This window comes from Dyadobacter sp. SG02 (assembly GCF_900109045.1).
Taxonomy (GTDB): domain Bacteria; phylum Bacteroidota; class Bacteroidia; order Cytophagales; family Spirosomataceae; genus Dyadobacter.
In genome coordinates this window covers 1-13,433 of the sequence record NZ_FNYL01000018.1, presented here as the reverse complement: position 1 = coordinate 13,433, position 13,433 = coordinate 1, and the positions used below count along the sequence as shown (strand labels likewise).

The following is a 13,433-nucleotide window of genomic DNA, read 5'->3' as shown; positions in this document are numbered from 1 at the left end:
GAAACCACTGTATTACCCTCGGGCAGGATTGCCCTTTGTTGATGTTGGTATTACCGCTCTGATTCGCAATGCGGTAGAAACTATGTTTATGAACCGTCCGTTACCGGACTGCTATCCAAACCCGGCCGCCGGCGGCTATCCCCTATTAGGGCTTTATTCACCGTAAGCGATACCGTAAAGGCTAGCCAGAAACCACCCCAGGGGTTGATTTTAATGAATGGGGCATCGGTCAAGACCCTGTGCATCAGGATCGCCCAAATGGTCGAGAACAGAATGGCGATCAGGATCTTGAAAATACCGGATCTGTAGCCGGCCAGGGCGGTTATCAGCGTGCCTGCAAGGATTACTACCGCCTTGACGAATATTGCCATTTTGACTAATTCATTCAGGGAGCCTACCGCCCAAAACCAAAGCAGAAACGTTTCGATCAAAAGGAGCATAGCGCGGTGACCGGCCCTGATTTTTTTAAAAAGATTCATTGTAAAGAATGGTAGAAGTCAATTATTCGAGATGGTCTGAATGGTTTGGTACCTGCCTCCCTGTGATTAAACAAGGAAGCAGGTACTTTGGGGCTGGTTATAAGTAAGGGCAAATTGGGGTAGTTATTCGCCCGAGTTCAATCAACGGCCGACGACCATTTTGGTTTTCGAGTGGCTTCCGTCCTGCATTTTGATGTCGACAATGTAGGCACCTGCCGGTAACCTAGATACGTCTATTCCGCGTGCTGGCATGCCGCGCTGATCAATCACCATGCGTCCATCAAGATTTAGCACCACTATCCGGCTTACTTTCTCAGCTGGCAGGTTCTTAATAAATAATGATGTTGAGACAGGGTTTGGATACAAGATTACGCCCGCCCCAGCTTCACTACTGACCGACCGGATCTGGCTGTAAGCAAAGCTCTGGTCAAAGTCGAACATTTTCAAACGGTAATAGCTGGTGCCTTCGAGCGGGACCTTATCAGCAAAAACGTAGTCAAGTTTGCTGGTACTTCCCGTTTCAAGCGACTTTGAAGCCACAAACCCTACTTTCGACCAGGCCGATGCATTGGTGCTGCGCTGTATCTCGAAGCCCATACTGTTCTGCTCGGTGGATGTGGCCCACGCCAGGTTTACAGTCTGGCCTTCAAGTTGAGCCTGGAAGCTGATCAATGTTACCGGCATCGGGGCTTCGGTCTGGATGGTGTAACTTGCCGCGGCGCTGGTGGCACCTGCCTGATCTGTGATCGAATAGGTGAACCCGATCAGGTTGGCGCCCGTACCGCTACCGACTACGCCATAGATCATCAGTTTGGCGACCTCGAAGCTTGCGATACTTACCGGCCCGCTTGTCACGTCTATCGGCAAAGGCCCTGTGCCGAAGTCATAATAGAGCTGGGTAGTTGGTGAAATGGCGTCGATATTGAAGGTGGTGCCACTGCCCGTATTACATTCCCCGGCCGGACAATCTTCCGGGTCCGATCCGGACAGCGAGCCGCCGGAAGGGTAACCTGTAAGGTTTGCCGACGATGCCTGGATGGCCAGATAAGCCGGCACTGCCGGGTATGAAGCCGGGGGTACCGAACTGAACGCGGCATTGGGTACCGTGTACGATTTAACATCAGCGACCGGCGGCTGCTGGATACCGAAATTGACACTATTACTATTGACACCGACGGTGAATACAGGACTGATCCCATCGACTGGGGCCTCGTTACCGGTGTTCTCAGCGCCATTGAACTCACCGGTATTGATCCATCCGGCTGGAAGGTTTGGTTCAGGGGCTTTGGCACCTATACTGCCACTGGTTGTACTCAAAACGATCGTGTAGTCGCCTGGCGAGACGCCAGTAAGCTGGTAAGTTCCGTCAGGGTTTACGGCGTTCACGGCGACGACATTTCCATCAGCCCCCACCAGGTTGGCAAAAAGTCCGGAAGGAACTGTATTTGCACCTACGGAACTATGGTTGACATTGTCTGCATCCGGGTCATGGAATACCGAGCCTGAAACGAGTGTTCCGGTAACAGGGCCGGTCCACCCGATCGCGTAGCTAGCAGGTGCGCTTACCGAGCCGACCGCATCGTGGACGGAATAGCTGAATGCAACGTCACTGTAACCCGAGCCTGTGAACTGGAATTCCAGTTTTGTGGGGTCATAATTAGTAATCAGCATCCCAGGTGTTGTGACCGGCGCTCCGTCATAAATCAGCGTACCATTGACCGGTAAGGTATTGATGGTAACGCCATACGGGGCCGTAGTGCTGTTCAACACTCCCCCATCTGGGTCGTTTCCGGTCAGGTTCGCCGGGGTATTCCCGGAATTAACATCCCCGCCAAGGCCCAACTGAATAGTAGAATTGGCTGCCGGAGTAGCAGGTAATGTAAACGATTTAACATCAGCCACGGGAGGCTGCTGGATGCCGAAATTAACATCGGTACTGTTGACACCGACGGTAAATTCAGGGCTGATCCCATCGACCGGGGCCGTGTTGCCTGTATTCTCCGCGCCATTGAACTCGCCGGAATTGGCCCATCCCGCAGGAAGGCTTGCAGCGGGCGCCTCAGACCCAACTGTCCCATTTGTTGTACTCAAAACAACGGTATAATTCCCTGCTGCAATACTTGTGAAGCCGTATATGCCAGATACATTAACGGGCGCGACAGCTGCCACATTCCCATCGGTACCGACAAGATTGGCAAAAAGGCCGGAAGGTACCGTATTGGAGCTTCCCGTACTGTTATTAACATTTCCTGCATTCGGGTCATGAAATACATTACCTGTAATCGAAGCGGTCAAAAACGCGTCCGGACAACTGGCACCATCGTTGTTACTTGCTCCTCCAGTGGGGGCGACCGATACCAGGGTTGCGGCATTTGTTGTCATGTCGATTTTGTAGTATCCCCCCAGTGTATTGGCAAACACATAAAAAGTATTTGCTGTTTGGTCGATAAAAGTGGAACCAAAAGCTATTTTTTCATTATTCTGTATCCCCCCGCCCGCAACGGTCGCAGCGGCGATTGTTACTTGTCTTGTTACCGGATTTATCGTAAACCTTCGGTATGCATTCGTTGTACTTTGTGCGTCAATAATGCCATACAAAAGTCCATTTGAAGAATTGTAGACAATGTCTGAAATATCCAGGCTGGCAGCACCTGTAAAGGTGTTCCCGTATGGAGCAGCATCCAATACATAAGAGGCAGTCGGGTCCACCAGCTGCAGGTAAGTCGCCGTTCTGGCAGGATTAATGTCAACTACAAAATATCTTGCACCTAATCGGCTGTAGATAAACAAATAACCATCTCCAAAAACTTCTCCCACGTTGTAGTATTCGCTGACTGTCGGAGCGGGCAAATTAGGAACTGTATATGTTTCAAGCGCAGCATTAGACCCCACCTTTACGACCTGGTTGGTGAGCACATTCATCCCCCAGATATAGTTGTCCAAAGTGTTGTAACCTATGGAATTAATCCTGGCCGGGAGCGCGCCCATAAGCGTTCGGGCGCCTGTCGCTACATTGTAACTGTAAAGATTCGAGTTTCCTGTATTAGGTCCGCTTACCTGATAGGCCAGGTTGGAACAGTTGAAAGGTGTCAGACAATCATCAAGGCTTACCACCTGTGTAACCGGCAGGGTCACACAGCCTCCGATCGATCCGATGTACCGGGCAGTGATGGGATAGGTTCCGGTACCTACCTGGAATGCAGGATTAGCCTGATAATTCACCCCATCGATACTATACTCGAATTGACTTCCCAGCGGGGAAGTGATCTGGAGTGTCTTTGTGGAGCCATTGCAATTCCCAAGCGCTGTGACCGGGGTCGTGGGCGTAGCCAGGCTGAACCTGATATCATCCAATGCCAAATCATTTCCTTCCCCCCCAATATTATTATTGGAAAGAATAAGGTCTACCTCACCCAGGGTGGCCGTAAAAAGCAGTTGCGCTTCTGCCCACTTACCGAACGAGGTGATATCCCCGGTGTTGTAGCTGGCCAGCACCTGGCGGGTAACCGGGTTAACCACCTGAAACAGAACGTTTGGCTTGATGGTGGTATTACTGATGTTCATCACCCACGCCGAAAAGCTGTAAGCCACACCCGGCAGCAAGCCGTTGAACCTGCGGGTAAAAAAGATACCCTTGTCATAACTGGCATTCACCAGCATCATACGTCCGGTGCCGTCGCCTGCTGTGTGGTCTTTAAAATTACCTCCTTTTGGTCCAAATCCTGGCTGGACGCTGTTACTGGCGACGGTGTAATAACCATCCCGGATGGTTTCTCCTTGAATGCCCAGGTAATGGTAGTTAGTCTGACCAATAAGGGCAGCCCCAACTGTGGGCTCGTTGCCGGTGCCGAAAGTTTCTAGGTAGGCTGTCGAAGCGCAATCATTTCCGACAGTAAATGTCTGTATCAGCTGATTTTTGTAAACTACATGGACAACTTCCCCGCTTTCAACATTTGCGGTTACTGTTCCATTTGGAATATCGATTGAGGTTGTGTTATTATTGGGATCATAAATATCAATCGCCCCGAGGGCCCAGCCAGAAACGGCATTTTCAGTAATGGTGTAAGCACCATCCGAGGGAACCGGGATCATCACAACGTTTGAGGCAGTGGTTTTTATAGGTTCGTCGTCTATCCAAAAGCCATCCGGGGTCCTGGTATAAATATTTCTGTATGCCGTGCCCGTAGGATATCCTCCACTGGTCCACATCTGCCCGTTCGATCCGCCGGTAATGTTCTGGCCCTGGCGACTTGACGGTTCCTGGGTCCATGTACCTCCCGCAGCGTATCCACCATTATACCTGTAAACGAACACCCCATCAAAGATCGCTTTGATTGCATAGATAACCCCGTCCTCACCAACTGCGACATCCGTCGCGGCTGTACCCGTATTACCTGGATCGCCCAGGTTCCGGACATTGTCACCATTGAAGTTTGTCAAATAGACATTGCCGTTAGTAGGCGAAAGCGATGCCGAGACCAGATCCCCGTTCGGTGCGACGTCAATTCTGGACGCTTTGACATTGTTCATTAAATTCCATGTACCCATAGAAACAATTTTTTGATAGACATCGCCCGCATCGCTTCCCGTAGCTCTTACATGGAATACCCGGTTAGTGGTTTTGTCCATAGCCACATCGCCGGCACGGATTGCTCCTGTATTGTAGAAGGTCGCCCCATCGTAATAATATGCCAACCCAGAACTATTGCTGTGAATGTTTGCATTGGCCGGACCACCGTCTATATTTATACCGGAGGCGCCACCGGGTAACAGTTGCCAACTGCTTGAACCGGCGTTACGATAATAGATTGGTGCATCCGCTCCGCTGCCCATTATCGCCCATAATCTTCCGTTGTTGGTTGCCCCAAGGTCCCGGACATTGTTGTCAACATGTCGGTCGTTGAGCGTATAAGTTTGATTAAAACCACCCGGACCGGTTACCGTAAAATTAAAATCCGGGCTTGAATTTTCATCCGTAGCATTGTGATGAAGGTAAATATAACGCTGTTGTCCCCAGGCAAAAGATACGCTTAGAACAAGGATTAGACTCAGTAATGCTTTTCTTGACATCGGACTGTAAAAATTGGCGATTTCCATTGCGACAATATTTAGGTGAAGTGTACATGTAAGTTGCAGATGGCGCTCATCAAGGCCTGTTGAAATTAGGACAGGCAGCTTGTACTTATCGCCGACCTAACGGTAAGAGGAGAAACATACCGACAGGCGGGTGTTAATGTGAAGAGCTGTATTTGATGGCCGTATAGCTGCGTACCCTGATCTTTTCCGCTTCGGTCAAATCGCGTTCGTAAGCGATCAACTCTCTGATCAAACCGTTTCTTACTTCAGGCTGTGAACCCAAAATAGCCCCGTTAGCGTGCTGAGCATACACAGCTGAAAACGTTTGCGTATTTGACCTTGTTGTACCATTCTGGCCATGCTTAATACCAGCAGTCCCTACAGTATAGGATACATCATTCAAATACAAACGTTTAGCCACCACCGCTGGCAAAGCCGGGGAGGCGTCCGAGTAGGGGTAGGTAAGCGCATTGGTCCCCGATCGGGTGAATATGGGAAAATTAGCAGTGGTAAGATTGGCTGTTGTAGTTGTAGCGCCAAATCCAAGAATGTCCGCATATCCTCCCACCCCGCGATCCAGATTCACCGTGAAAATCGAACTGTTGGTACCGTTTGCCGAGTAAGGCTTGCCGACCGGGATCGCCATGAAGCGGACGTCGCTGCCAGTTGTACCAAAGTCGCCAACCATGTTGAAGTTGTACTTCTCCACCCCTGATGCCGGGACCATGAACGGCTGCCGGCTTGCATTTGTCTGGGTAAAATTGTTTCCCGAACCGGACGCATCCGTCCAGCTGGATGGGGTGAAGGTCTCCAGCCTGAGCCGGATTTTCAAGTTGGCCGAGACGCCCCCTGGTGACTGCGCCCGGGCCCCTGACAGGCCGAGCATTGTCAGGGCAAGGATCGCCAGGCCACTGCGTAACTTTTTTTTCATGTTATGGTTAGTTAAATAAAAAAATGCAAGCTAGCTCCGCATGGCGGACGGTAGTGCCGGCGGGTTAATGGTAAACCGAACGAACCTGCTCTCTACCAGAGTAAGTGTATATAGCGAAAACAAGGGCAAAATAAATCCAGGCATACAAAGAACGGTTCTCTATATACGAATCACTTTCGGACTTTCTTAAAATTCAGACTTGGGCAATTATTTGCCCCGATGTATTTTGGTTTTAGACATGATGAACTTGTAATTTGACAGCGGTGATTCCAAGGCAAGGCCTTTTGTCGATATAGTTTCAAATCGTCAAATAACTTCTATTTATCCGGCTTGCAAATATTTCTATATTGCTTACAAACCGTGCATAAATATCTTGTCAATTTCACATCCATTTTTGGTCAAACTGATTTTTTTCAATGAATTCCAGGATTTAAGGCGCGATCCTATGTCATTTCTCTTGAAAAACTTCAAAGGGTGCATCTTGTTTTTTTAAGACCCTGGCCAGGTCTATAATGTTATGCACATTGGTTTTTCTATAAATATTCGATTTGACAGTGCTTATCGTCGAACTGCGTCTGTCCAGGGTGTGTGCGATCTCGGAGGTGCTCATGCCCCTGATCAAACACCCGGCCACTTTTATTTCTAGGCCAGAAAGTAACTTGGCCTGTGGTTGCTTTCTAAGGGTCGATTTTTGGGTAATGAGCTGATAGGCAATTTCGCTATTGACATAGTGTAGTCCCACCGCCAGTGAATTGATGCACATATCCAGGTCGCGCGCATCGAAATCCTCGGGCAGGTACCCTCCAATACTTTCCTTGAAAAAGGTGAGAAGGAAGTCGATGGATTTACGGTTATCGTAGACGGCTATCGCGGCAAGCGGGCTGTACCGCCTCAGGCGGCTGGCCAGGCTAATGATTTCCATATCCGAAAGGACCGTGCCGGAAATAAAGATGATCTCCGGGGCGCGGTCAGCATAGTTTTTTTCCAGTTCCGTGTAATTATCCACCTCAATAATCTCCAGGGATTCCCGTGTCTGGATCAAAGTTTCCCTGAAACCTCTTTTGAATATGGGGCGAGGGTCGACAATGGCGATCAGGTCTATATTGGTGTAGGTGGGTGACATTTTCATTTTATCAAAATAGATTTATTGTTGTAAAAGATAGCCAGCTAACCAGCTCAACCGGGAGAGTAGGCACAGCCGTTAAAGCGATGAACCAGAATTCAGAGCTATTCGATATTGGAAGCCCTACTGTTATTTACAAACATCGAAAAAAGTGGAAAAATGCAGCCAACAGAATCTTGTCAATTACTGTTATTTATTCAGTCAACGTCATTAAGAGAAGGTTTTTGGGGCAATTTTTTGTAAGCTAATAGACAAAGGCCGAACACACACGAGGTTGAGTTGGTAATATCCTTCACCCCTTTTGCCGTGTCGATATAGAAGTAAGCTTAGGAATCATCGTATTATTTCGATTAATAAACAGTCGTAGTGGAAAATAGTTTCATGTATTCACTGCCTTTCTAAAAAAATGGAAATAATATATATTTTATAAAAATACAAAGATGACGTAACCCAAACGATTGCAAAACGTATTCGATATGTTTATCTGATAATCAATGAGTTATTTCTTATAGTCATCCAATGACAAATAAGTTAACAGAATGAAAGAAAGATCAATATTCTACAATTATCAAAAGCGGCTTCAAAAGAAAACACGACATACTTCGATAATTTTTGATCACCCAGCTAGGCTGCCGGGTTTGTTTAAAAATTAAAACATTGACAATCAGTTTATTATATATTGTTTGACAATACGATTTATTGAAATATTTCGATAATTTTTTAATTAGCTTGGTTTGTATGAAGCATTTCTATAAAAATTTCTTACCAATCGGTATGTTTGTTGATATAGAATCCATAGTATTTCCTTGAAGAAGTTTTAATTTGTCAGATTATATATTTAATGATGGTGAATTTCGCTAGAGATAGCCTGCATTCAAAACCCCATTTTTTAATCCTCCCTTCCATTACTAATACCTATCTCTTCTATTAAGTTATTTTAAATAATTCGATTAAATAACCCGCCGTTTTCTTGAAAACTTTACTGTACTCTCGACTGGCTCCGCTCGTTCTTGTAACTGCCTGTTATGGTCATTTTGCCGATGTTAAATGGTTTAGGTTCTTTCTTACAATATCCACATCCATGCAAGCGAAATTTTCAGTTCGTTTGCAGTACCTGTTGTTGCTGACATTTTGGATCGCGCCCGGAGCTGGGTTCGCCCAAGTTTTTCGCCATTTTACCGATAGAGAGGGGGCGCCGATCACAACGGTAATGAGCATTACGCAAGACAAGGAAGGTTTCATGTGGTTTGGTACTTCCCGGGGGCTTTATCGATACGATTCCAAGAGCTTTAAGAGATATAAGAGTAGTCCAGGTGACCCAAGCTCAATCGGCTCAGATTACGTTCACCAAATTTACCAGGATTCGAAAGGTAGACTATGGGCGACAACCTGGGGGGACGGCGGCGGTTTAAGTTTATATAACCGTGAGACTGATTCTTTTAGGACCTTTCGGCACGACCCTAGTGACCCGGGTTCAGTATTACCCAGCATGGTGAGTTGCCTGGTCGAAGATTGTGAAAAGAATTTTTGGTTTGCTACGGCACATAAACTTGGCCGAATCGTTTTTGATGATGATTCGATGCAGATTATGCACGAAGACATTCACATGAAGGAAACAATTAAATGTCTTGTCGCAGATCCAAAAGGAGGTTTTTGGATTGGCACAGATAATGGTCTTTTCAAGTTCGAAAATGGTAGAGTTAAACCACTTGGTCAACAGCAGTCTGAAAAGGGAGGTATTTTCAATACAATTTTTAGTGCATATCTGGACCGGAAAGGTAGCCTCTGGCTTGGTACGGGCCTTGGCCTGGTAAGATTCGATACGAGCACGCAGCAATACCTTCCCATAATGAGCGTGCAAAAAAATCAGGTTCGTCCGACCGTTTACCAAATAGCGGAAGACCTAAATCACAAGCTATGGCTGGCCACAGAGTCGGGCTTGGTCTTTTTCGACCCGGAAACGGAACAGGTCAGGTGGCATATCAAGGAGAAGACCAATCCTTATGCCCTTGTCGATGATGCTCTAATGTCGGTATATACCGACCAACAAAAAGCGCTTTGGATCGGGACATATTATCAGGGAATCAGCTACATGAATACTAATCTTCCTGATTTTTCGCTGTGGCCAGTACTTTCAGGAAATAGATCCGCGGACTTCTACCAGGCACGAAAGGTTGGTAAAACTGCCGGAGGAAAACTATGGGCAATTTCTGCCAATAATGATAAAATTTGGATATCTAGACCAGGTAACACTGAAAATCAATTAGTTAACCTGAACTTTCCTTTGGGCGATAAGTATTATGCTTTTTTCCTGGATGATTCGAATATTCTATGGTGTGGAGGAGACGACTGTTTGTTTGTCAGGTATGATTTGAAAACTGGAAAGACAGTGACATACCTGCCAAAAGAAGTTTTCCAGGGTAACCGGCCTCCAAACAGCAGAATTAGCACTTTATTTGGCGATAGTAGAGGCATAATATGGATAAGTTGCGCACTTGGATTGGTAAGTTTTGATCCTCGGACGAACCATTTTCGACGTATAGAATACAACGATAGTCTCCTTTCTATGCATGAAGATTCCAAAGGAAATTTGTGGTTTGGTGGACTATATCATATTTATATATTTAAACACAATTCACAAAAGTTGGAGATCGTCAAAATCAATCGACGAAAAGAAATGCGGAACCACTTGTTTGCCTGCCGCATCGCGGAAGATAATTCAGGAAGGATTTGGGCGGCAACTCAGAACGGACTATTCCTTTATGACCGCAAAACCGACAGTTTTTTGCTACATATCAGCGACGCTCCGGAATTGTTAAGCTATGTCCAAGATATCCAAATTGACTCAAAAGGCTTTTTGTGGCTTAACGGTGAATACAAATTAATCTGCTATCATCCAGGCAAAAGAAGGGTAAGAGTTTATGACTATCGGGATGGGCTTCCCTATGGAGGAGTGCTAATTTTTGGCTCATCCTTGAATGACGAAAGCGGAATCCTGTACTTCCCTACCAGTGAGGGAACTTTTAGCTTTAACCCTGACAAAATAATAAGTAACTACAAGGCGATGCCTCTTGTTTTAACATCGCTGAAACTATTCAATAGACAGGTAAATGTGGGTGATCGGACCGCACTTTTGGATAAATCTATCGAGGTGAGCGAGCAGATCACATTCCGGCACGATCAGAACGTCTTTACGTTAGATTTTGCCTTGCTCAGCTACGGACGGTCGGAAATGAATCGGTATGCCTATACGCTGGAAGGTTTTGAAAAGAACTGGAATTACGTGCAAACCCCCAGCGCGACTTATACTAACCTTTCTCCGGGTACCTACACGTTTCTGGCCAAAGCAGCGAATGGTGACGGCTATTGGAACCCCAAGCCGCTTCGATTAAAAATCACGATCCTACCTCCCTGGTGGAAAACGTGGTACGCCTACCTGTGCTATATTCTATTACTCGCATCGGCCGTGTACGCCATCACAAGATTTTTATGGCTCCGAAGCTCGTTCCGGAAGGAAAATGCGCTGAACCAGGTTAAGCTCGATTTCTTCACCAACGTTTCCCACGAAATCAGGACGCACCTTTCGCTGATTTCAGGGCCGTTGGAAAAGGCTTATGGGCAGTTCAAAGAGGGCCAAAGCGTTGAACGAAATCTAAACTACGCAAGGAGCAATTCTGACCGGCTGTCACTGCTGGTCAACGAGTTGCTCGATTTTCGTAAGATCCAAAGCGGCAGCGTCCGGCTGCAAGTGCAGGAGTATGACGTTGTCAGAATCATGAAAGGCGTCATGGCCGCATTCGAGCATACCGCAAGGGAAAAAGGCATCGAAACGACGCTCGTTTGTCCGGAAACGCCGGTGCTGTTATGGCTGGATATGGGCCAGATGCAGAAAGTGTTTTACAACCTGCTCAGCAATGCCTATAAGTTCACGCCCGAAGGCGGTAAGGTGGAAGTGCGCATTGTGGAAACTTCCAATGAAGTAGACATTACCGTCAAGGACAATGGCAAGGGCATTTCACAGGCGCATGTACAGAAGCTGTTTACCTACTATTACCAGGCAGATTCTGAAAAACCCGGTTATGGGATCGGGCTGGCACTTTCCAAAAGCATTGTAGAGCAGCACCGTGGTCAACTTACCGCCCAAAGCCAACTTGCGGGTGAATCTACACCCGGAAGTACGGCATTAACGATCCGGATGCTGCGTGAAAACCGGCATTTTTCCCCCGATCAGATTGCTTCGAAAACCGGCGATTATATTGGAAGTACGCCAGCAGAAATGGTTGCAATGCTGCCCGTTAATCCCAACGGCGTAGACACAAGGAAGACCAACACGATCCTGATCATCGAGGACAACGACCAGCTGCGCGTATTCATCAGGGATCTTTTCGAAGGCGAGTTCAATACGCTGGAAGCCGAAAACGGACTTCAAGGCCTGCAACTTGCCAATGAACATCTCCCCGACATCGTTCTATCCGACATCATGATGCCTGATATGAATGGTTTACAGGTATGTAGTCACTTGAAAGAGGGTATTACGACTTCGCACATACCCGTCGTACTATTGACAGCCAGGGCACAAAATCATCAGATCATCGAAGGGCTCGCCACGGGAGCGGACGATTATCTTGTCAAGCCGTTCGATCCGAGAATCCTTGAATTGAAGATCCGCAACCTGATCCGGCAGAGAGACGAGCTGAAAAACCGTTACCGCGAGTCTGTCTTAACAGGCGAAAAACAAAGCAAAAGAATAGCCCGGGACAAGAACGAGGAATTTATCGCTAAACTCAGCTCGCTTGTCAGGGAGAATATTTCCAATCGCGATTTTGGGGTCGACGAGTTGGCTATGCAGACTGGCATGAGCGTATCATCCCTGTACAGGAAATTGAGATCACTTACCGGTATGACCGTCAATGACTTCATAAAAACGGTCCGGTTCAATGAAGCCAAAGAACTGCTCGAATCGGGGGTTTATAGCGTTAGCGAGGTGGGTACAATGATCGGTTTTGAAGGCAGCAGGTACTTTAGTATCGAATTCAAAAAAATATTTGGCAAAACACCGATCGAGGCAAAAAAGCAGGTTCCAGACTAGTGGTTATACTATCGTTATCCTTTAGGTAACAACGGCATGCTATTCTTAAAAAACAATTTTCCTGAATATCTGTCTGTCAGTTACCCTGGATTTAATAAAATCTTGAAATTCAGAGAAGCAATTGATTTTGTGATCGTGGCCCAAGCTCTCTAGCATATCCTTGATACCGTAACGGAGTATAGGGCTCTGCGCGAAGATGGCCACCGAGGTCGGGTTTGTGCCAATGACTTTTTGATTCATATTACCACTCGCTTTTAGAGTTATTCGGCTAGCCGGGTATTGGTTCTATACAATATTAGCCAGATCGCAAACCTAATCAATCGCATATGAGTTGGTAGACGGCATTTTTGTCAATTATGCGGGGAAATTTTATCAAAAAGGCTTTTATTGCATTAGAGCGTAAAATTTTTCCGGGTAGGGATATTCGGTTCGCGGTCATTTTTTTCCTGGTTACTTTCAGGTGAGATGATATACCCGACACCCCAAAAAAGAATAGTGGTTACTATTCCCGAAAAAGCCATTTCCGCTCCTTGAATGAAACCTATGGAGAGAATCAACACAAAAAGCCCCAGACATCTGAATAGAATATATGCTTTCATATCTCTCAATCGGAAAATATTGAAACTTAGATCTTAACGGCTGTCAAATCCAAAAGGCAGTGAGAATAATTGGTAGATTTCGGACGGTTTTGACAAGAGAAGATGAGAAAATGTGCAATAGATGGGGAGACTACTT

The 13,433-nt window shown here is 46.7% G+C and carries 5 protein-coding genes and 1 pseudogene; 2 read left to right on the top strand and 4 right to left on the bottom strand.

Going from position 1 to position 13,433, the window contains the following annotated elements; translation table 11 throughout:
* Positions 1-86 precede the first annotated feature (86 nt).
* The 4 genes from BMW93_RS30955 to BMW93_RS30940 form a co-directional block, all read right to left on the bottom strand.
* Positions 87-479: a hypothetical protein gene (locus tag BMW93_RS30955; protein ID WP_143061748.1), complete on the bottom strand. Its 393-nt coding sequence runs from the start codon at positions 477-479 to the stop codon at positions 87-89.
* Between the two features lie 141 nt (positions 480-620).
* Positions 621-5,576, bottom strand: coding sequence for a T9SS type A sorting domain-containing protein (locus BMW93_RS30950; protein WP_090385797.1), 4,956 nt, complete (start codon positions 5,574-5,576; stop codon positions 621-623).
* Positions 5,577-5,709: 133 nt separating this feature from the next.
* Positions 5,710-6,486, bottom strand: a complete 777-nt coding sequence (locus BMW93_RS30945) for a hypothetical protein (protein ID WP_090385794.1) — start codon at positions 6,484-6,486, stop codon at positions 5,710-5,712.
* A 448-nt stretch (positions 6,487-6,934) separates the two neighbouring features.
* A complete protein-coding gene (locus BMW93_RS30940; RefSeq protein WP_090385792.1) occupies positions 6,935-7,615 on the bottom strand; it encodes a response regulator transcription factor in 681 nt (226 codons plus the stop codon).
* Between the two features lie 1,075 nt (positions 7,616-8,690).
* Between BMW93_RS30940 and BMW93_RS36165 the strand changes: the two are divergent.
* Together BMW93_RS36165 and BMW93_RS36005 are read left to right on the top strand one after the other, a co-directional pair.
* Positions 8,691-8,999: pseudogene (locus BMW93_RS36165) on the top strand (two-component regulator propeller domain-containing protein); the annotation flags it as partial.
* Between the two features lie 1,674 nt (positions 9,000-10,673).
* On the top strand, positions 10,674-12,698 hold the full coding sequence (locus BMW93_RS36005) for a hybrid sensor histidine kinase/response regulator transcription factor (protein WP_229241046.1): 2,025 nt from the start codon (positions 10,674-10,676) through the stop codon (positions 12,696-12,698).
* The last annotated feature ends 735 nt before the right edge of the window (positions 12,699-13,433 follow it).